Origin of the sequence: Clostridium sp. (assembly GCF_050717535.1) — a bacterium.
GTDB lineage: Bacteria > Bacillota > Clostridia > Clostridiales > Clostridiaceae > Clostridium_AD.
In genome coordinates, this window is record NZ_JBOITM010000091.1 from 41,801 (window position 1) to 61,481 (window position 19,681).

The following is a 19,681-nucleotide window of genomic DNA, read 5'->3' on the forward strand; positions in this document are numbered from 1 at the left end:
TCTTCACAAGCATTAATAAGGAGGAACTTAGTTGGCAAAAGGGGAGTATAGAGACAAAGTAATAGTTAAACGTAGAATGCTTACTGTCTTTTTAATACTTTTTCTTTTGCTTTTTCTATTAATTAGTAGGTTAAGCTACGTAATGATAGTTAAAGGCAAGGAATATAAAGAAAAAGCAATCCTACAGTGGACAAGCGACGTTCGTATTGCGCCACAGAGAGGAAGAATTTTAGACAAAAATGAAAAAGAATTAGCTATAAGTGCAAATGTTTTTAGGGTAGACTTAGATCTTAATTCACTTCGGGATACCACAACAAAAAACAAGTTAACTATGCAGGATATAGCGCCAGATCTGGCTAAAATACTTGGAATGGAATCCAAAAACGTCTTAAAAATTTTGACTCAGACTAATGCAAAGGGAAAGGTTATTGGAGCAGCAATGCTTAAGAGAAGAGTGGAGAAGGATGTAGCTGATAAAATCACTGATTATTCTACGAAAAATAAGTTAAGGGGAATTGTCATTACTGGAGATACAAAAAGATATTATCCTAACAATAATTTTTTAGCAAATGTTCTAGGACATACCAACACTGATGGTAATGGATTAACAGGTGTGGAATTATATTACGATAAATATCTATCAGGTGTACCTGGAATAAAAATTTCTGAAACTGATAGAAAAAGCGAAGATTTGCCTTATACAATATCAAATTATACAAAGCCTATTAATGGCAAAGATGTAGTACTTACTATTGATCAGATGATTCAATATTTCTGTGAAAAAGCAGCTGATCAGGCTATGATTGATAACAAAGCAAATGCAGTTACTATAATTGCAATGAATCCTAAGAATGGAGAAATACTAGGCATGGTCAATAAACCAGACTATAATCCCAATGACCCATGGGATCTTACTAAAACCTTTGACGAAAATCAAAAAGCTTGGAGAAATAGGGCAGTAAGTGATACTTTTGAACCGGGGTCTATTTTTAAAGTGGTTACAGCTACGGCAGCTATGGAAGAAAAATTAGTTGATGATAATGATAGATTTGTTTGCAATGGTAGCACTGTAGTTGGAGGCAGAACGATTAAGTGTTGGAAAACTACAGGACATGGAACTCAGAGCTTTGTGGATATATTAAAAAACTCTTGCAATGTTGGATTTATGGAACTAGGCAGAAGACTAGGACCTGAAAAACTAAATAAGTACGTTTATTTGTTTGGGTTTGGTAAAAAAACAGGTATTGATCTAAATGGAGAAGCACTGGGGATAATTAGAAAAACTAAAGATATGACTGCTGTGGATGTAGCAACAACATCCTTTGGTCAAAGTAATACTCTATCTGCTGTTCAGTACTTAACAGCTTTTAATGCTATTGCAAATGGAGGAAAGCTTATAACACCTCATGTTATGAAAGAAATAGTAGCTTATGATGATTTAAACAATAAAAGTGTCCTACAATCATATTCAAATTTTAATGAAAGACAAATAATAGATGAGCCAATAGCAAAACAATTGCGGGGTTATCTAGAACAGGTTGTAGAAAACGGTGGAGGTAAGAAGGCATATATTGCAGGGTATCATATTGCTGGAAAAACAGGAACAGCTCAAAAGGTTATAAATGGTGTTTATGCGCCAGGAAAATATGTTGCATCATTTGCAGGTATGGCACCCGCCAGTGACCCACAAATAACACTACTAGTTTCAATTGATGAACCAGACCCATCTTGGTATTATGGTGGGCAGATTGCGACTGTAGTTGCAAAACAAGCTTTTAATGATATTTTTAATTATTTAGCACTAAAATCTGATGCTTCTAATGCAGAAATTTCTATAAGCTTATTAAAGGATGTTATTGTACCTGAGGTAAGGGGTCTTAAAAGAGCAGAGGCTCAAAAAATAATGAAAGATAGTAATTTGAAATTTAAATTATCAACAGACGGAGATATTATTACTGATATGACACCTAAACCAGGTTATACAGTTAAAGAAGGAACAGAAATCATTTTACATACAGATACAAATGTGCAGTATAGTAATATGGTTATGGTTCCCAGTATTCAAGGGTATAGCCCGGATAAAGCTAGTGAAATGTTAAATGGTCTTGGCCTAAAAGTACAATTTGTTGGTAGTGGAGTAGTCTCAGAACAAAGTGAAGAGGGTACAGAAGTAAAAAAAGGAACTACCATAACTGTGCATCTAGATCTTATGGCAGATTAGTTAAATATAGTGTATAACTATATATAAGGCACACTAAAATAGATAACAAGTCATTACATTAGCACCTTTGACTTGTTATTTGTTTTAATGTAACATAAATTTAATAAAAGCTGCCGGCACTCAGAAATTCTGAACTGTCGGATTTATTATTTGATTTATGTGCTTTGATATTATTTTTACAAAATCACATTTATTCTGTATACTATTTTAGAAAGCTGGTTAGTAATACACTTAAGGTGAAGATTTAAGGGAGTGATAATATGAAATTAGGAAAAATTATGGAAAATATTAAATTTGATTTAATCTTAGGAAGTATTGATATAGAGATAAGTGAAATTCAATATGATTCAAGAAAAATTAAAGCTGGAGATGTATTTTTTTGTATAGAAGGATATAAAGTTGATGGACATAAGTATATACAAAATGCAATTAGCAATGGAGCTATTGCAATTGTATGCCAAAGAAAATTAGAAGAAGAGTTAAGTTGCACGGTGATTCAAGTAGAAGATAGTAGAAGGGCACTGGCCATGAGCGCATCTAATTATTATGGTAATCCTAGCGGCAGTATGAAAATGATAGGAATTACAGGCACTAATGGTAAGACAACTTCTGTTTTTATGATGAAGGCTATTTTAGAAGAGCAAGGGTATAAAGTTGGACTTATTGGAACTATAGCAAATTATATAGGGCAGCAGAAAATTCATACAGAGAGAACTACTCCAGAATCACTAGAGCTACATGAGCTTTTCAAGAAAATGGTAGATGCTGGGACTGACTACTGCGTTATGGAAGTGTCTTCACATTCACTAAGTCTAGATAGAGTGTATGGAATCGAGTTTTGCGAAAGTATTTTCACTAATTTAACCCAAGATCATCTGGATTTTCATAAAACTTTTGAAAATTATTTTAAGGCAAAACTAAAATTATTTGAGTATAGTAAAAATTCTATAATCAATATTGATGATACTTATGGTGAAAGAGCTTATAATTTAATTTCCAGTAGCAAATTGACTTATGGATTAAATGCTAGTGCAGATGTTAGAGCCACCAATATAAAAATGCATTCAAGGGGAAATGAATTTACACTAAAGTATAAAGAAACTTCTTTTGAAATAGAATTAAATATACCAGGTAATTACAACGTTTATAATGCTCTTGGATGTATAGCAGTTTGCTTGCACCTGGGAATAGACATATCGGCTATTGTGCGGGGTCTTAAAAAGGTACAAGTGCTTGGACGATGTGAACTTGTTGCAAACAGCTATAACTTGGGATTTGAGATAATTTTAGATTATGCTCATACCCCTGATGCACTAGAAAACATACTAAAAACCGTTAGAGAATTTACAAAAGGTAAACTTATATGCGTTTTTGGTTGTGGTGGAGATAGAGATAAGACAAAAAGGCCTATAATGGGCAAAATTGGAACGGAGTTAAGTGACATTTCAATAATAACTTCTGATAATCCAAGAACTGAGGATCCAAATGAAATAATTAATGATGTTGTATCTGGTATTGAAAAACAAGGTTTTGAGATTGTAGAGGATAGAACCTCAGCTATAAGGAGAGCAATAGAAGTTGCCGCTCCTTCCGATGTAATTGTTATTGCAGGAAAAGGCCATGAGGATTACCAGGTTTTAAAAGATAAAACTATACATTTTGATGAACGAGAAATTGTTTCAGAGATTTTAAAGGAGCGTTTTTAGATGGAATATATTAGTTATGACGAGATAATCCAGGCAACTGGGGGAGAAACAATAGTCAAAGGTGAAACTGGATTATATAACAATGTAAGTATAGATACAAGAGCCATAAAGACTAATGATATTTTTATAGCTATAAAAGGCGAGAATTTTAATGCTAATGATTTTGCTGTGCAGGCTAGTAAAAGTGGAGCTTCAATTTGCATAGTTGATGAAATGAAATTTGAAAGCGTAGAGTTTTCTAAGAATACATCTGTAATTAAGGTGGCGGACACTAAAAAAGCATTAAGAGACCTGGCAAGATTTTATATAAATAAACTAAATTTAAAAGTAGTAGGAATTACTGGTTCTACAGGTAAAACCTCCACAAAAGACTTGGTTGCAGCTGTGCTCTCAACAAAGTTTAAGGTTTTTAAAACCTTGGGAAATTTTAACAATGAAATAGGATTACCTCTCATGATATTTAAACTGGATAAAAGTTATGATATTGCAGTTCTTGAGATGGGTATGAGTGATTTTGGAGAAATTCATAATTTATGTGACGTAGCAAAGCCTGATATTGCTATTATTACTAACATTGGAATGTCTCATCTTGAAAATCTAAAAACAAGAGAAAATATTTTAAAGGCTAAAATGGAGATAACGGATTACTTTAGCTTGGACAATGTTTTAATTGTAAATTCAGACAACGATTTATTAGAAAATATAAGTAATTCAAACTATAAAATTATAAAAACAGGAATTGATTCAGAGGCTGATTTTAAAGCATGTAATTTAAATATTGAGGAAAATAAAATAACCTTTAGATTGATGGACCAAGGAAATTTAATCCCTAATAGTTTTGTAGTGAATATACCTGGAAGACATAATATACTAAATTCCACATTAGCTGTGGCTTGCGGAAAAACATTAGGAATGAGTTATGATGAAATTGCAGAAGGTTTTAAAAATTTAGAAGCTACTTCCATGCGCTTAGACATAGTAAAAGGTGAAAAATTCACTGTTATAAACGATTGTTATAATGCTAGCCCAGATTCAATGCTGGCAGCCATAAATGTGCTTTGCGATGCTGGTGGAAAATCTAAAATTGCAATACTTGGTACTATGAGGGAACTAGGTAGTAGTGCTTTTGAGGCGCATAAACAAGTTGCGGAGTATGCAAAATACAAAAACATAGATTTGTTAATTACCTTAGGAGAATTTAATGAGGCATATAAAGAAGGATTCAATGATATAAATAAATATAAAAGTTTTGAAAGTTTTAAGGAAGTAGCTTGTTTTTTAGAAGAAATTATTGATGAAAATGCTGTAGTCTTAGTTAAAGCTTCAAGATATATGAAGTTTGAGGGAATAGTTAGTGAATTAATGAATATAAATTCATTAGGGAAGAAAAATTTCTTAGAGAACAAAAATTCCCTAGGAAATATAAATCATTTAGAAGAAGCAACTTCTATTAAAAAGATAGATGTAAAAGAGGTGATTGAAAGATGAGTTTAATTATATATTCAGTTTTAATTGCGTTTTTTTTATCAATTATCCAAGGACCCTTATTAATTCCCATGTTACATAAGCTTAAATTTGGTCAAAATATAAGAGAAGAGGGACCTAAAAGTCATCTCAAAAAAGCAGGCACACCTACTATGGGTGGTATAATATTCATGATCTCAACAATAATAACAATGTTAATAATTGTTAGACGTACAAGCGATGAATCTATGATTGCACTTTATTGCTTTATTGCTTTTGGCTTAATTGGGCTTATTGATGATGTTCTAAAAATAAAACATAAAAAGAATGAAGGACTTTCTTCTAAAAAAAAGATGCTACTTTTACTTATAGTATCTGGTTTTATTGGTTATTATGCTTCCATCAAAATAGGAACGGACATAAGGATACCATTTTTAGACAAAAGTGTTGATTTGGGGTTTTGGTATGTGCCTTTTATTATGTTCTATTTTGCAGCCACCACAAATGCAGTAAATTTAACAGATGGATTAGATGGCTTAGCTACATCAGTTACAATAATAGTTATGACGTTTTTTGCATTAGTTAGTAATATGTTGTTTCATCCAACTCTTGCAATATTTTGCGCTGCTCTTGCTGGTGCATTATTAGGATTCTTAAAATACAATTCTTATAAAGCTCAAATTTTCATGGGTGATATGGGGTCTCTTGCACTTGGTGGAGCAGTTGCTGCAGTAGGAATGATATTAAAGTCACCAATACTAGTTGCGATTGTAGGAGGCATATATGTTTTTGAAACACTATCTGTTATTATTCAAGTTGCAGTATTTAAAGCTACAGGTAACAGAGTATTTAAAATGTCTCCAATTCATCATCACTTTGAATTGTCCGGATGGCATGAAACTAAGATTGTTGCAGTATTCTCCATTGTAACTGTGATTTTATGTGTAATCGGATTTCTATCCTTTTCCTATTAGTTAAGTAAGGAGGTATATTATGAAAAAGTCCAAGGCTAAGATGGGACAAATAGATTTTGTATTATTTGCAATCATAATGCTTCTTGTAGCCATTGGAGTGGTAATGGTTTATAGTGCAAGTTCCTATTATGCAGCTTTTAAAGTTAATGACCCAGAATTTTATTTAAAAAAACAGGCACTATGGGCATGTATAGGCTCTGTTTTTATGGTTACAGCCATTAAAGTTGATTATCATGTGATAAAAAGATTTACTGGGATTATTATGCTAATTACGATAGCACTTTTACTTATTGTACTTGCGTGCCCAGCTGTTAACGGTTCTAAGAGATGGATTCCATTAGGATTTGCAGGTTTTCAACCTTCGGAAATTGCAAAATATGCTATAGTAGTTTATATGGCTAAAAGCTTAGATATAAAGGGAGAAAAGGTTAAGGAGTTTCTTAAGGGGGTACTTCCATACTTATTGGTTTCAGGATTTTATGCAGGCTTGATTTTACTAGAACCAAACTTAAGTATTGCAACAGTTATAATGATTGTTACTGTAATTATACTATTTGCAGTAGGGGCAAAATTTTTTCACATTTTTGCTATAGGTGCAACACTAGTTGCAGCAGTGGGTGTTTTAACAATTACTGCCTCATATAGAATGGCTAGACTTTTGAATTTTATGAATCCTTTTGAACATAGTCAAGATGAGGGGTATCAATTAGTTCAATCACTACTGGCACTTGGGTCTGGAGGAGTTACTGGTTCGGGAATCGGTCAATCAAGACAAAAATGCTTGTATATACCAGAACCACATACTGATTTTATTTTTGCAATAATTGGTGAAGAACTAGGTTTAATTGGAGGCGCATTTATAATTTTATTATTTGTGATCTTTGTATGGCGTGGTATTAAAACAGCGGTTACAGCGAGAGATATGTATGGTACTATTTTAGCTATTGGAATTACCTCTGTTATAGCCGTTCAAGCAATTATTAATATAGCGGTAGTTACTGGGTCAATGCCTGTAACTGGTGTGCCACTTCCGTTTATAAGTTATGGAGGTTCAGCCCTTGTTTTTAATATGTTTGCTGTGGGTATACTCTTAAATGTGTCAAGACAAACTGTAAATAAAAATTCAAATTAAAATGCAAGGTGTGCCTTTATGCATGCCTTTTTATGCTTATATCTAAAATTAATATTTTAAAACTTGAATTTTTTTAAAAATACTCAAAAATAGATTCAAATTGAGATGAAAATAATTAAATAAAGTGGTATTATATATACATAAGTGAGTTATAAAGGAAATTTTTATAAATTGAATCAGGATTTGCTCTACAAATAACAGAACACATGGTTTAATCTTGAAGTTTGTTAAAAATATTATTATTGAATGCGGGGAAGTGAATGGGAAAGAAAAAAGATAATCTTAAAAATGGAAATTATATTATAAAAAATAAAGAAAAATTATTATATGAAAGAAAAAACAAAAGAAAATTAAAACGTTTATTTTTTCTATCTATAATTATGATATCTACATTGGTTACACTATGTTTTAAATTACCTTATTTTAATATTACAACTATTGAAATCTTAGGGAATAAAATTGTTTCTAAAGCTGAAATCACTGACACGGCTAAAATTGAAATGGGAAGTAATATTTTTTATTCCAGTTTTACAGAGAGTAATAAACAAGTCATTAAAAATCCCTATATTTTAGGTGCAACTTTTAAGAAAGTTCTACCTAACAAAATTGTAATAAATATAGAGGAAAGAGTTGCTGTATTTTATGGTAAAGTAAACAATATTTATTATATCCTAGATGACAAAGGTGTTTTGCTTCAAAAGAGAGAGAATATTAAAGATATGGATTTAGTAAATTTAATAGGATTTGACTATGGAAAGTGTCAAATAGGAGATTTAATTGTATCAGAAGATAATAGAAAAATTAATATTGCCAATGAAATAACAAATATTACTAAGAATTATAAAAATACTAATGGTGCTACTAAAATAACGATGGTAGATGTAAGTAATGTTTTAGATGTGAGAGTTTATGCTGGAGAAATGTGTATTAAATTTGGAACAACGGAAGATTTAAAAAATAAATTTAATAAGGCAATAAACATTATTTCGGAGCCGAAATATAAGAGCGCAAAGGGATATGTAGATGTTAGTTTTACTGGAAATCCAGTTGTGTTTATACAGCAATAGCGGTAGAAAAGCAATTATTAATCTTCCCTAGAGAGTAGCAAGGAGGAAACCCATGAAGAAGTTTAAATCTCAAATGTCCATTGGTATTATATGTGTATTATTAGGATTTATGGTATCTTACCAGTTTAAAATGATAAGCAAACAAAATTCAGTAGTTGATACTAAGAGTAATACACCAGAAATTATAACTGAAAATGAGCAACTAAAAAAGAGCAAGGTAGAACTTCAAAAGAAGATTGACGAGTTAGAAACTAAGACAGTTGAATATGAAACTGCAGCAAAGGGAAGAGATGAAGAAAGTGGAGTATTGTATAAAGAATTAGAAGAAACAAGAATACTCACTGGAGGTACCGAAGTAAAAGGTGAAGGTATAACAATATATATTACTCCCAAAAGTGATATTTTTGGAAGCAGTCCTGAGGATCAGCGTATAAATGATACAGATTTAGTTCTTATAGTAAATACATTAAATGCAGCAGATGCTGAAGCAATTTCAATAAATGACATTAGGTTAACTACTCGTAGTGGTATAAGAAATGCAGGTAATGCTATCATTATAAATGATGAAAGAATCTCTTATAGTAAAAGAGTTACAGTTAAAGCAATTGGGAATAAGGGCTTATTAGAAGGTGCTATTAGCTTTGCAGGAGCAATTCCACAATCACTTAACGAGACTTGCACTATAACAATGGAAGAATCAGACAAAATTATAATTCCTAAATATAATAAAACATATAAATTTGACTTTGCTAAACCAATAGAAAAAAAATAGAGGTGATTAAATGGTTGCTTTTGTAGGATTGTTAATAGGAGTTATATTAGGAATTGTATGGAATATAGATATTCCAATTAAATTTTCTCCTTATATTTCGGTAGCAATTTTTGCATGTTTAGATTCTGTTTTTGGAGCGCTTCGAGGATCAATATCTCAGAACTTCAGAGCAGATATTTTTGTATCAGGCTTTTTTGGAAATGCAGCATTGGCCGTAGCCATGGTTTATCTAGGAGATAAATTAGGAATCCCAATTTATTTGGCTGCAGTTATTGTATTTGGAGGAAGAATATTTGACAATTTTGCAATTATAAGACGTCTTTTAATAGACAAAGCTAAATCTCATTAATGAGGTGATTAAATGAAAAATAATGAAGCTACCATATTTGTTTTTATTGCATCAATAATCATAGGACTTCTTATAGCTATGAATATTGGATTTGACGGAAAAAGTGATTTTTTGGATGTAAAGCAATATAATGAAGCTTATAATGAGAGAAGCAAATTATATTCTGATGTGAATAATTTAAAAGAACAATATTATAATGCTTCTTCAAAGCTTAAGAAATATGATAGTGGTGATGTTAAAAAATTCAAGGTTTTAGAAGAAATTCAAAAAGAAGTTAGTAGTAACAATATTATTATAGGTAAGACTGATGTTAAAGGTTCAGGGATCAAAATAATATTAGATGATGGTAATACTAATATTGAGGAGTTTAGTAGTAGACAGTTAATTCATGATGCTGATATTGCTGAAGTGATAAATGACCTGCAAAATGCAGGAGCAGAAGCTATTGCTGTTAATGGGGAAAGAATTATTTATAATAATTATGCATTATGTTGGGGAGCCCCCATTAAATTAAATGGAGTTAAAATTGTAGCTCCATTCAATATTAATGCTATAGGTAATGAAGATGTGTTGTACAATTATTTAACACTAGAATCCATACATACAAAGGAATTAAAGTTAAGACAAGTTAAGATTAGCATTGTTAAGACGGATGATATAGAAATATTAGCTTATACTGGTGATTTTAAGTATAAGTACATGAGTATTGCAAATGAAAAGAAATGATAGGATTAAAAAAAATATAAAAATATAAAAATATAAAAATATAAAAACATAAAAATTATAAAAAAATGAAGGGTTTTTCTTTTAAATGAAGAATTTAACATTAGAAGTGGAAATAGTGCAAAATAGTTATAGTTATTTTGTATAATGGAGAACAGCAAGGAGGCATAAGTACTTGGATATTGGTGAGGTTTATTGTGAAATAAAAAAAGAAATTCCAAAAGATGTAACACTAGTATGCGTTTCTAAAACCAGACAAGTAAATGAAATAAAAGAAGCATATGCTGCAGGAGCTAGAGATTTTGGAGAGAATAAAGTACAAGAATTAATGGAAAAATATGATAACGTGGGTCCGGGTATTAGATGGCACTTTATAGGACATCTTCAGAGGAATAAGGTAAAATATCTTGTTGGTAAAGTTCATCTTATTCATTCTTTAGATAGTATACGCTTATTGAAGGAAATCGAAAAACAATATGCGGAGCAGGATGAAATCGCTAGCCTGCTAATTCAAATTAATATAGGAAATGAAGACAGCAAGACAGGTATTGCTGTAGATGAAGTGGATTCTCTAATAAAAGCCTGTGAGCAGTGTAATTACATAAAAATTAAAGGACTAATGGCTACAATTCCAATTGGGGATACGTTGCATTGTAGTAGGTACTTTGCAGAGATGAAAAGCATATTTGATAATCTGAAAAAGACTAAATATAAAAATGTTTCTATGGAATTTTTATCATTAGGTATGAGTGGTGATTTTGAAATTGCACTAGCAGAGGGAGCTAACATGATAAGACTTGGATCAAGAATATTTGGAAAAAGAGATTATAAAAAACTGGAGGTATAATAATGGCAAGTAAAGTAATAAATAAGGTTATGGGCTTTTTAGGTATGGCAGAGGATGATTATGAGGAAGTTGAAGAAATAGAAAATGAGGAGGATAATGTGGATATTGAGTCACTTATGACTGCAAACAAAAAACAAAGTAAAGTAGTAAACATTCATACCACAGCAGCTACAAAAGTTGTTATTATAAAACCAGAAGATTTTGACGAAGCAACTACAATTAGTGATAATTTGAAATCTAGAAAAATAGTAGTAGTTAACACTACAGGGCTTGAATCTAGAACTGGACAAAGATTATTAGACTTTATTGGAGGAGCATGTTATGCCTTAGGTGGTGAACTCCAACAAATCGAAAAAGGAGTCTATATAATATCTCCTTCTAATGTAGAAGTTAATAATGAATTAAAAAGCGAGCTAAGTTCAAAAGGAATTTTCAATTGGAATAAATAAATTGAAGTATTTTCAAGATAACTAGGAATAATTCTTATCTACATAATGGAAATATAGGAGGTTATAAATTTTGCTGATTTTGCTTAGAGTAATTAATAGTATTTTTAATATTTTAGAGTACGCAATATTAATTGAAGTTATTTTATCGTGGGTATATGCAGGACGTACAAACCAATTTATAGAAATAGTCCATACAATTACGAGGCCTCTGCTGCAACCTGGTAGAAAAATTCAAGAAAAATATTTTTCAAACACTATGATAGATTTTTCACCAATAATTGCTCTTGCTATTATAATGGTTGCAAGAAGAGTCTTATTTGCAATATTATAATACATTAAAGGAAGAATTAAATGGATAAAAATTATTTTTTAAATAGTATAAATCACGAAGATAAGAATTTGATTTCTAATATATATAGTAAAATGATTATAGCTGAAAAGACTAATAAAATTGTATTTATTAATGAGTTTCTATCTCCGGATGTATGGACTCAAATTTCAGATATCTGTGAAAGTCATAAAGTAAAATCATTTACAAATGGTATATTTAAAGATGCAGATAGAAGAATATTAGCTTTTTCTGCCTTTGATGAACCACTAATATATCCAATAAACTTATTGAAAATAAGTAATAATTCGAAGTTTGTCACACTTGCGCATAAGGATTATTTAGGTGCAATAATGTCACTAGGGATTAAAAGAGAAAAATTAGGTGACTTAATAATTAGCGATGGAGTATGTTATGCACCAGTTTGTAGTGACATTAGCGGTTATATAATTAGTAATTTGAATGACATAGGGAATTGTCATTGCGGAGTTAGCGATTATGATTATAAGCTACGAGAGCTACCAGAAAGAAAATTTGAAGAGAGGGTTATTATATCTACCTCACTTCGCCTTGATGGCATGGTTGCGGCGATTTGCAATGTTTCAAGAAGTAATTCAGTGGCATTAATAGGAGCCGGCAAAATACTAGTAAATTATTTGCAATGCGTAAAAAAAGATAAAATTATCAAAACTAATGATACTTTAACAATTAGGGGATATGGAAAATTAAAGATTGCAGATATTATAGGAACAACTCAAAAGGAACGTTTGAAAGTTGCAATATTGAGATATATTTAGGTAGGGGGAATCAAAATGAGAATGACAGCCATGGATATTAATAATAAAGAGTTTAAAAAGGGCTTAAGGGGATACAATGCTGATGAAGTTGATGAATTTTTAGATAAGATATCTGAAGAATATGAAATTATGTACAAAGAAAATTCAACACTAAGAGAAAAAGCAAGTTTTTTACAAGAAAAATTAGATCATCATGTTAAAATAGAAGCTACAATTCAAAATACTTTAGTACTCGCTCAAAATGCAGCAGAACAAGCAAAATTTTCTGCTCAAAAGGAGTCAGAATTGATTATTAGAAGTGCTAATGACTCTTCACAAAGAATGGTAGATAAGGCTCATGACGATGTACTTAAGATAAATGATGAGTATGATAAAACTAAGCAAGAATTTGCAAAGTTTAGAACAAAATTTAGGGGTTTTATGAATTGTCAGATTGAGATGTTTGAAGGATTAGAAAGTGATTATTTTAAAAACTATAATGTGGGTAATGAGACTGCCGATGTTAGTAATGCTAAAAAAGTAGAAGAAAAGAGTATTGCAGAATCAGAATATTCTAATCTAACACTGAAAAACATTGATGAAAAAGATTTTAATACCCAAGACATGGAAGAAATAAAAAGCTTTTTTGCAAAAGAGTAAAAACATAAAAAAATCTCACTCATTGGGTGAGATTTTTTATGTAGCAAATGTGCTATAATATATTAGGCACTTTCAATTTAATAATTGATATGTACTTTATAGTAGCAACGGGAGGAAGAGGGCAAATGAATATAGGCATTATTGGAGCAATGAGTGAAGAAGTGGAATCTTTACTTAAAGATATGGATTTTAAGAAAAGTGAAGTTAAGGCTAAAATGAAATTTAGTTTGGGAACAATACATAATAAAGATGTAGTTATAGTTACTAGTGGTATTGGAAAAGTTAATGCTGCAGTTTGTACACAAATATTAATCGATGATTTTAATGTGGAATGTATTATAAATATTGGTATTGCAGGTGGAACTAAAGATAATATATATCCTGGAGATGTTGTAATAGGAGAAAATTTAGTGCAGCATGATATGGATACCACGGTATTTGGTGATAAAATAGGACAGATACCAAGACTGGATACTTTTGATTTTAAATGCGATAAGAAACTAATTGAAATTGCAACCAAGGCATGTGATGGTATAAAAGGACATAATCATTTTACAGGGAGAATTGTTTCAGGAGATCAATTTATTGGCAGTGTAGATAAAATAAAGTGGTTGAATTCTGAGTTTGAATGTTTGGCTTGTGAAATGGAAGGTGCAAGTATTGCTCAAGTATGCTATTTAAATGAAGTCCCATTTATTGTTATTAGATCAATATCTGACAATGCAAATAATGGAGCTCATATGGATTATGAAAAATTCAAGGATATTGCTGTTGAAAATGCTACTAGCATTTTGAACAATATGTTAAAACTAATTTAGGAGTCTTTTAAATGAAAAAGTTATTGGTACATAAGAATAGTGGATTAGATATATTAGTAAAAGTTAAAGATGTAGTTATTGGTGGAGAAGAAAAGGTAATAATATCAGGACCTTGTTCTGTTGAAAACTACGACAATATGCATGCCATAGCAAGTGGACTAAAAAAATCAGGTGTACATATATTAAGAGGTGGAGCGTTTAAACCAAGAACTTCACCCTACGATTTTCAAGGGTATAAGGAGGAAGGTTTAAAGATACTTAAAAGTGTTGGTGATGAATTTGATATGCCAATAGTGACAGAAGTTATGGATTCTAAGGATATAGATTTAGTGCTTAGATATGCTGATATGTTACAAATAGGGTCAAGAAACATGTACAACTACAGTTTACTAAAAGAGGTTGGAAAATTAGAAACACCTATTTTATTAAAAAGAGGAATGAGTGCAACTCTATCCGAGTGGCTTTATGCTGCAGAATATATTATGGCTAGTGGTAATGAAAATGTTGTGCTTTGTGAGCGAGGTATTAGAACATTTGAAACATATACAAGAAATACATTAGATTTAAGTGCTGTTGCTGTAATTAAACAAAATTACCGTATTCCAGTAATTGTTGATCCAAGTCATGGCACGGGAAGACGAGAACTGGTAGCAAAGATGTCTCTTGCTGCAATAGCTGCTGGTGCAGATGGTTTAATTATTGAGAGCCATGTTAATCCTGACAAGGCTATATCCGATGCTAAACAAACAGTTTCAATAGGCACAGTGGACGAAATAGTAAAAACTACAAGAAAATTTGAGAAAATTTTTAGTGAATAATAAAATAATTTTAAGTATTATTAAATAAATGTAATAAAATTCGCTCCATGAGAAAACATAACTCTATAATATATTAATAACTAGAGGAGCTGTTATCATGGATAAGGAAAAATTGCAATATTTTAAGAATAAATTAATAAATGAACAGCAACGGGTAAACCAACTTATAGTTCAAATGAAGCAAAATGGGGTTGGAAATTCCAATAGTGAAATGGCAACGGAGTTATCATTTTCTGACAATCATCCCTCAGATACTGCTACTGAATTGTTTGACATGGAAAGAGGCATAGCACTCAAGCAAAATGAAATTACAATTATGAAAAAGATTAGAGATGCACTAAAGAGCATTGAAGATAATACTTATGGTAAATGTAAAAGTTGTGGAAAGGATATAATTGAGGAAAGATTAGAATTTATACCTTACGCAGAAAACTGTGTGAGATGTGAAAATGACATAAATAATAAAAAACCTGCGCCCCAAAATGATAGATGCGTGGAAGAAGATGTATTGGGTATACCTTTTAGATATAGTAGTATTGGTGATGAAGTAGGTATAAAAGCTGAAGATACTTTTATGGTAGTAGATCGCTTTAATGAAATAGATGACATTATTGAGTATTATGATGACGACGACGAAGGCGGTTATGTAGAGTCAATAGAGAAAATAAGTAACCAGCAATATAAAAATCAGCTGCCAGATTAAAAAACAATTAAATTAGTAAACAATTAAATTAAGAAAGTATTAAATTGAGAAAGCATTAAATTGAGAAAGAATATTTTAAAGAAGATGGAAAAAGAATATATTGCACAAAATGAGTTTGAAATTATTTAGTTTGAAAAAAACTATTTGTAGCAATATATACTTTTTTCGCTTTATTAATTAGGGGGTAGGGTATGGAGATGCTTATTATTTTTTTAGGCTTACTATTTGACAGATTAGCTAAAGTTTGGGCCCTCAGTTCTTTGAAAGATAATAATGGAATTACATTAATTAAGGGTTTTTTCAAATTAGAATATTTGGAGAATAGAGGAGCAGCTTTTGGAATTTTACAAGATAAATTAATATTGCTAGCTTTATTTACCCTACTAATTGTAGCGGGAATGATATATTATATTATTAAATACAAGCCAAAATCAAAATTCACAAGAATAAGCTTTGCACTAATTATAAGTGGAGCTCTGGGAAATTTATATGATAGAGTATTTTATAAATACGTAGTAGACTTTATTTTAATTCATTATAAGGATACATATTATTTCCCAACTTTTAACGTAGCAGATATGTTAGTAGTTGTGGGTACTTTGATTTTGGCAATTTCTATAGTAAAGGAAGAGATATAGATGGAGAATTTTGATTTTAAAATTGAGGAAGATTCAGTTGGTACAAGATTAGATGTTTTTATAGCTAGCAAATTTGAAAATAAATCTAGATCACATATTCAAGGAATAATTGAAGGGGAAAACGCACTTGTAAATGGGAAGTGTAGAAAAAGCAATTATAAATTAAAACTTGAAGAAGTAATTACATTATCTATACCAGATCCAGTTGAGTTAAATGTAAAGGCAGAAGATATACCTTTAGATGTTTTATATGAAGATAGCGACGTAATTGTAATTAATAAACCGCAGGACATGGTGGTTCATCCAGCACCAGGAAATTATACTGGTACCCTAGTTAATGCACTGTTAAATCATTGCACAGACCTATCAGGTATCAATGGAGTACTAAGACCTGGAATAGTGCATCGCATCGATAAGGACACATCTGGAGCTTTAGTGGTGGCCAAAAATGATAATGCACATAATTGCCTTGCATTGCAGCTTAAGGATCATACAATGACAAGAAGTTATGTAGCTCTTGTAGAAGGCATAATTAAACAAGATAAAGGATCAATTGATAAACCAATTGGAAGAAATCCTAATGATAGAATAAAAATGGGTGTGGTAGAAAACGGTAAAAAAGCTATTACTCACTATAAAGTAATAGAAAGATTTGCTAGTCATACCTTAGTAGAATGTAACTTAGAAACAGGTCGAACTCACCAAATAAGAGTACACATGGCTAACATAGGACATCCTTTAGTTGGTGACTTGGTATATGGTTTTAAAAAGCAGAGGTTTCATTTAAAAGGCCAGGCTCTTCATGCAAAGAGGCTTGGATTTATACACCCAAGTACTCATGAATACATTGAATTTAGTTCACCTCTTCCAGCTTATTTTGAAAAAATAATAACAAAACTAAGAAACGAGTTGAAATAGCGCAGATTATGTGGTATCATGCTTATAGTATAATATTTATACCTTTAAATGTTCCGGAGAGATCATAAGGATAAAGTTAGCGATACTATTATTAGTGTATAGTATGCCTTTACCCTTTGGGTAAGGGCTTTTTTAATATTTTGAAATTGAATAATACTATTGGTTAGGGGGCCAGGTTATGGAATTTAAATCAGTTTTACTGGATGAAAAAGCTATAAAAAGAACATTAACAAGGGTAGCACATGAAATTATTGAAAAAAACAAGGGAATAGAAAACATCGTACTCATAGGAATAAAAAGGCGTGGTGTACCACTTGCAGAAAGAATTGCTGACTTAATAGAGAAAATCGAAGGGAATAAAGTTCCAGTAAGTAGTGTGGACATTACCCTATATAGAGATGATCTTACATCAATAAACGAGCAACCAGTATTAAATAATGCAGATTTAGGTATAAGTGTAAAGGATAAAAAAATAATTTTAGTAGATGATGTATTATATACTGGAAGAACTGCTAGGGCTGCAATTGATGCAATAATAGCTAATGGTAGGCCTCAAATGATACAACTTGCTGTTTTAGTAGATAGAGGGCACAGAGAATTACCTATTAGAGCAGATTATGTTGGAAAAAATATACCTACTTCAGGTAAAGAAATGATTTCAGTTGAACTTATAGAAATTGATGGAGAAGATGCAGTAAGTATATTTGAACTATAGCTTTGAAGAAAATAAATAGCTTAGAAGAAGATAAATAGCTTAGAAGAAGATAAATAATCTTTTAAAATAGGCCGAGAGCCTAAAAGGAGGAACTAATGAAAGATTTTATAGATGTTAATGAGAGATTACCAATAATAAAGACTATTCCCTTAAGTTTACAGCACTTGTTTGCAATGGTGGGTGCAACTATTCTGGTACCAATGCTTACAGGTCTTAGTCCGTCAATTGCACTGTTTTGTAGTGGCGTTGGAACATTACTATATATTTTATGTACAAAAGCCAGGCTTCCTGCATATGTAGGGTCATCCTTTGCTTTTATAGGACCCATGGGTGTAGCCACAAAGGCATATGGACAAAGTTCTATGCTGTCAGGAATTATTGCTGCAGGGCTTATGTATGTACTTGTAGCACTGATTATTAAGCTGGCAGGTACTAAATGGTTAGATAAAATGTTATCTCCAGTGGTAGTAGGTTCCGTTGTAATTGTAATAGGACTAAGTCTCGCTGGCACTGCAATAAATTGGGCGGGGTTAAATTCATCCTTTACAACACCAGCGCTTGAAGGTGTAGCTAGAGGAACCTGGATACTAGTATCAATGGTAACTCTTGCAATTGCAATAATTGGTACTATGTATTTTAAAGGCTTTTTCGGTGTAGTGCCGATTTTAATTTCCATGGTAGTGGGATATATACTTGCACTATACCTTGGAATAATTCCAAAAGAAGTTATAACAGAAATAGGCGCAGCAAAGTTATTTACACTTCCAAGTTTTGTTTTGCCTACCTTTAACATAAATGCTATTATGCTTATGGCTCCAGTAGCTTTTGTAACTCTAGCAGAACATATTGGGCATGTGTATGTTACAAGCAATGTTGTAGGAAAAGATTTTACAAAAGATCCAGGGCTTCATAGATCAATTTTAGGAGACGGAGTTGCTACAATGTTTGCAGGATTTGTAGGTGGACCTCCAAATACTACCTACGGTGAAAACATAGGAGTTATGGCAATCACGAAGGTATATAGTGTTTGGGTTATTGGAGGAGCTGCAATAATTGCAATAATATTATCCTTCCTTGGACCGGTTTCTGCAGTAATTGGTAATATTCCACTACCTGTAATTGGCGGAGTTAGTGTAATGTTGTTTGGTATAATTGCGTCTTCTGGTTTTAGAATTTTTGTTGAAGATAAGGTTGATTTTAGTAAAAAAAGAAATTTGATAATTGCTTCAGTGATAATAGTTTTAGGTATTGGTGGAGGCGGTATTAATTTTCCATTCTTAGGAATAGAATTTGAACTTGCAGGGGTAGCACTAGCAACCCTAGTAGGAATAATATTGAACTTAGTTTTACCAGAGAATAGTAAGTCAGGAGATAATTAATGGATTTCCAAATGCGTTAATGTTTTAGCTGTTTGCTACTGAAAATTTATAGGATTCTTAAAATTTTTAAAATTAAGTGTCAGAAATAATTCTGGCACTTTTATTGTGCGCCCGGCATGGGCGCAATCTAATGGGTGAAAGTCCCTAGCACGGGTTAATAGTGCCAAGTGCATAGCTTAAGACAAGGGTGTCCATCGCGAGACGGAATCTGAAGGAAGTCGGCG

At 31.6% G+C, this 19,681-nt stretch carries 21 protein-coding genes; all 21 read left to right on the forward strand.

Features of this window, described 5'->3' with window-relative positions:
• Positions 1-31: 31 nt before the first annotated feature.
• Positions 32-2,221: a stage V sporulation protein D gene (locus ACREVU_RS20090; protein ID WP_431553373.1), complete on the forward strand. Its 2,190-nt coding sequence runs from the start codon at positions 32-34 to the stop codon at positions 2,219-2,221.
• Positions 2,222-2,481: 260 nt separating this feature from the next.
• Positions 2,482-3,927 (forward strand): UDP-N-acetylmuramoyl-L-alanyl-D-glutamate--2,6-diaminopimelate ligase, encoded by a 1,446-nt coding sequence (locus ACREVU_RS20095; protein ID WP_431553374.1) that lies wholly within the window; start codon positions 2,482-2,484, stop codon positions 3,925-3,927.
• Positions 3,928-5,415: a UDP-N-acetylmuramoyl-tripeptide--D-alanyl-D-alanine ligase gene (locus ACREVU_RS20100; RefSeq protein ID WP_431553375.1), complete on the forward strand. Its 1,488-nt coding sequence runs from the start codon at positions 3,928-3,930 to the stop codon at positions 5,413-5,415.
• On the forward strand, positions 5,412-6,365 hold the full coding sequence (gene mraY / locus ACREVU_RS20105) for a phospho-N-acetylmuramoyl-pentapeptide-transferase (RefSeq protein ID WP_431553376.1): 954 nt from the start codon (positions 5,412-5,414) through the stop codon (positions 6,363-6,365). Before ACREVU_RS20100 ends, mraY begins: the two co-directional genes overlap by 4 nt.
• 19 nt (positions 6,366-6,384) lie before the next feature.
• The gene (spoVE, locus tag ACREVU_RS20110) at positions 6,385-7,497 is read left to right on the forward strand and encodes a stage V sporulation protein E (protein WP_431553377.1); all 1,113 of its coding nucleotides are present in this window, start codon (positions 6,385-6,387) and stop codon (positions 7,495-7,497) included.
• Positions 7,498-7,757: 260 nt separating this feature from the next.
• A complete protein-coding gene (locus ACREVU_RS20115) occupies positions 7,758-8,564 on the forward strand; it encodes a cell division protein FtsQ/DivIB (RefSeq protein WP_431553378.1) in 807 nt (268 codons plus the stop codon).
• 52 nt (positions 8,565-8,616) lie between these two features.
• Complete coding sequence (locus ACREVU_RS20120) at positions 8,617-9,336, forward strand: DUF881 domain-containing protein (protein WP_431553379.1); 720 nt, start codon at positions 8,617-8,619, stop codon at positions 9,334-9,336.
• Between the two features lie 10 nt (positions 9,337-9,346).
• Positions 9,347-9,685 (forward strand): small basic family protein, encoded by a 339-nt coding sequence (locus tag ACREVU_RS20125; protein ID WP_431553380.1) that lies wholly within the window; start codon positions 9,347-9,349, stop codon positions 9,683-9,685.
• Between the two features lie 12 nt (positions 9,686-9,697).
• Positions 9,698-10,411, forward strand: a complete 714-nt coding sequence (locus tag ACREVU_RS20130; RefSeq protein WP_431553381.1) for a DUF881 domain-containing protein — start codon at positions 9,698-9,700, stop codon at positions 10,409-10,411.
• Between the two features lie 172 nt (positions 10,412-10,583).
• A complete protein-coding gene (locus tag ACREVU_RS20135; RefSeq protein ID WP_431553382.1) occupies positions 10,584-11,255 on the forward strand; it encodes a YggS family pyridoxal phosphate-dependent enzyme in 672 nt (223 codons plus the stop codon).
• A 2-nt stretch (positions 11,256-11,257) separates the two neighbouring features.
• Positions 11,258-11,704 carry a cell division protein SepF gene (locus ACREVU_RS20140; RefSeq protein WP_431553383.1) on the forward strand — a complete coding sequence of 149 codons (447 nt, stop codon included), beginning with the start codon at positions 11,258-11,260 and terminating at the stop codon, positions 11,702-11,704.
• Between the two features lie 70 nt (positions 11,705-11,774).
• On the forward strand, positions 11,775-12,035 hold the full coding sequence (locus ACREVU_RS20145) for a YggT family protein (protein WP_431553384.1): 261 nt from the start codon (positions 11,775-11,777) through the stop codon (positions 12,033-12,035).
• A gap of 20 nt (positions 12,036-12,055) precedes the next feature.
• Positions 12,056-12,829 carry a YlmH family RNA-binding protein gene (locus ACREVU_RS20150; RefSeq protein ID WP_431553385.1) on the forward strand — a complete coding sequence of 258 codons (774 nt, stop codon included), beginning with the start codon at positions 12,056-12,058 and terminating at the stop codon, positions 12,827-12,829.
• A 15-nt stretch (positions 12,830-12,844) separates the two neighbouring features.
• The gene (locus tag ACREVU_RS20155) at positions 12,845-13,468 is read left to right on the forward strand and encodes a DivIVA domain-containing protein (RefSeq protein WP_431553386.1); all 624 of its coding nucleotides are present in this window, start codon (positions 12,845-12,847) and stop codon (positions 13,466-13,468) included.
• A gap of 125 nt (positions 13,469-13,593) precedes the next feature.
• Entirely contained in the window at positions 13,594-14,286 is a 693-nt protein-coding gene (locus tag ACREVU_RS20160) for a 5'-methylthioadenosine/adenosylhomocysteine nucleosidase (RefSeq protein ID WP_431553387.1), read from the forward strand.
• A gap of 11 nt (positions 14,287-14,297) precedes the next feature.
• Positions 14,298-15,104: a 3-deoxy-7-phosphoheptulonate synthase gene (gene aroF, locus ACREVU_RS20165; RefSeq protein ID WP_431553388.1), complete on the forward strand. Its 807-nt coding sequence runs from the start codon at positions 14,298-14,300 to the stop codon at positions 15,102-15,104.
• Positions 15,105-15,201: 97 nt separating this feature from the next.
• Positions 15,202-15,807, forward strand: coding sequence for a TraR/DksA C4-type zinc finger protein (locus ACREVU_RS20170; protein WP_431553389.1), 606 nt, complete (start codon positions 15,202-15,204; stop codon positions 15,805-15,807).
• Positions 15,808-15,998: 191 nt separating this feature from the next.
• The gene (lspA, locus tag ACREVU_RS20175) at positions 15,999-16,445 is read left to right on the forward strand and encodes a signal peptidase II (protein WP_431553390.1); all 447 of its coding nucleotides are present in this window, start codon (positions 15,999-16,001) and stop codon (positions 16,443-16,445) included.
• Complete coding sequence (locus tag ACREVU_RS20180; protein ID WP_431553391.1) at positions 16,446-17,363, forward strand: RluA family pseudouridine synthase; 918 nt, start codon at positions 16,446-16,448, stop codon at positions 17,361-17,363.
• A 178-nt stretch (positions 17,364-17,541) separates the two neighbouring features.
• Positions 17,542-18,078, forward strand: coding sequence for a bifunctional pyr operon transcriptional regulator/uracil phosphoribosyltransferase PyrR (gene pyrR / locus ACREVU_RS20185; RefSeq protein WP_431553392.1), 537 nt, complete (start codon positions 17,542-17,544; stop codon positions 18,076-18,078).
• A 95-nt stretch (positions 18,079-18,173) separates the two neighbouring features.
• Entirely contained in the window at positions 18,174-19,457 is a 1,284-nt protein-coding gene (gene uraA, locus ACREVU_RS20190) for a uracil permease (protein WP_431553393.1), read from the forward strand.
• Positions 19,458-19,681: the final 224 nt, after the last annotated feature.

Excerpts from the sequence above, each read along its gene's own strand:
- ACREVU_RS20095 (WP_431553374.1), top strand. The coding sequence starts at position 2,482 with ATGAAATTAGGAAAAATTATGGAAAATATTAAATTTGATTTAATCTTA.
- ACREVU_RS20100 (WP_431553375.1), top strand. The coding sequence starts at position 3,928 with ATGGAATATATTAGTTATGACGAGATAATCCAGGCAACTGGGGGAGAA.
- mraY (WP_431553376.1), top strand. The coding sequence starts at position 5,412 with ATGAGTTTAATTATATATTCAGTTTTAATTGCGTTTTTTTTATCAATT.
- spoVE (WP_431553377.1), top strand. The coding sequence starts at position 6,385 with ATGAAAAAGTCCAAGGCTAAGATGGGACAAATAGATTTTGTATTATTT.
- ACREVU_RS20115 (WP_431553378.1), top strand. The coding sequence starts at position 7,758 with ATGGGAAAGAAAAAAGATAATCTTAAAAATGGAAATTATATTATAAAA.
- ACREVU_RS20120 (WP_431553379.1), top strand. The coding sequence starts at position 8,617 with ATGAAGAAGTTTAAATCTCAAATGTCCATTGGTATTATATGTGTATTA.
- ACREVU_RS20125 (WP_431553380.1), top strand. The coding sequence starts at position 9,347 with ATGGTTGCTTTTGTAGGATTGTTAATAGGAGTTATATTAGGAATTGTA.
- ACREVU_RS20130 (WP_431553381.1), top strand. The coding sequence starts at position 9,698 with ATGAAAAATAATGAAGCTACCATATTTGTTTTTATTGCATCAATAATC.
- ACREVU_RS20140 (WP_431553383.1), top strand. The coding sequence starts at position 11,258 with ATGGCAAGTAAAGTAATAAATAAGGTTATGGGCTTTTTAGGTATGGCA.
- ACREVU_RS20150 (WP_431553385.1), top strand. The coding sequence starts at position 12,056 with ATGGATAAAAATTATTTTTTAAATAGTATAAATCACGAAGATAAGAAT.
- ACREVU_RS20155 (WP_431553386.1), top strand. The coding sequence starts at position 12,845 with ATGAGAATGACAGCCATGGATATTAATAATAAAGAGTTTAAAAAGGGC.
- ACREVU_RS20160 (WP_431553387.1), top strand. The coding sequence starts at position 13,594 with ATGAATATAGGCATTATTGGAGCAATGAGTGAAGAAGTGGAATCTTTA.
- aroF (WP_431553388.1), top strand. The coding sequence starts at position 14,298 with ATGAAAAAGTTATTGGTACATAAGAATAGTGGATTAGATATATTAGTA.
- ACREVU_RS20170 (WP_431553389.1), top strand. The coding sequence starts at position 15,202 with ATGGATAAGGAAAAATTGCAATATTTTAAGAATAAATTAATAAATGAA.
- lspA (WP_431553390.1), top strand. The coding sequence starts at position 15,999 with ATGGAGATGCTTATTATTTTTTTAGGCTTACTATTTGACAGATTAGCT.
- ACREVU_RS20180 (WP_431553391.1), top strand. The coding sequence starts at position 16,446 with ATGGAGAATTTTGATTTTAAAATTGAGGAAGATTCAGTTGGTACAAGA.
- pyrR (WP_431553392.1), top strand. The coding sequence starts at position 17,542 with ATGGAATTTAAATCAGTTTTACTGGATGAAAAAGCTATAAAAAGAACA.
- uraA (WP_431553393.1), top strand. The coding sequence starts at position 18,174 with ATGAAAGATTTTATAGATGTTAATGAGAGATTACCAATAATAAAGACT.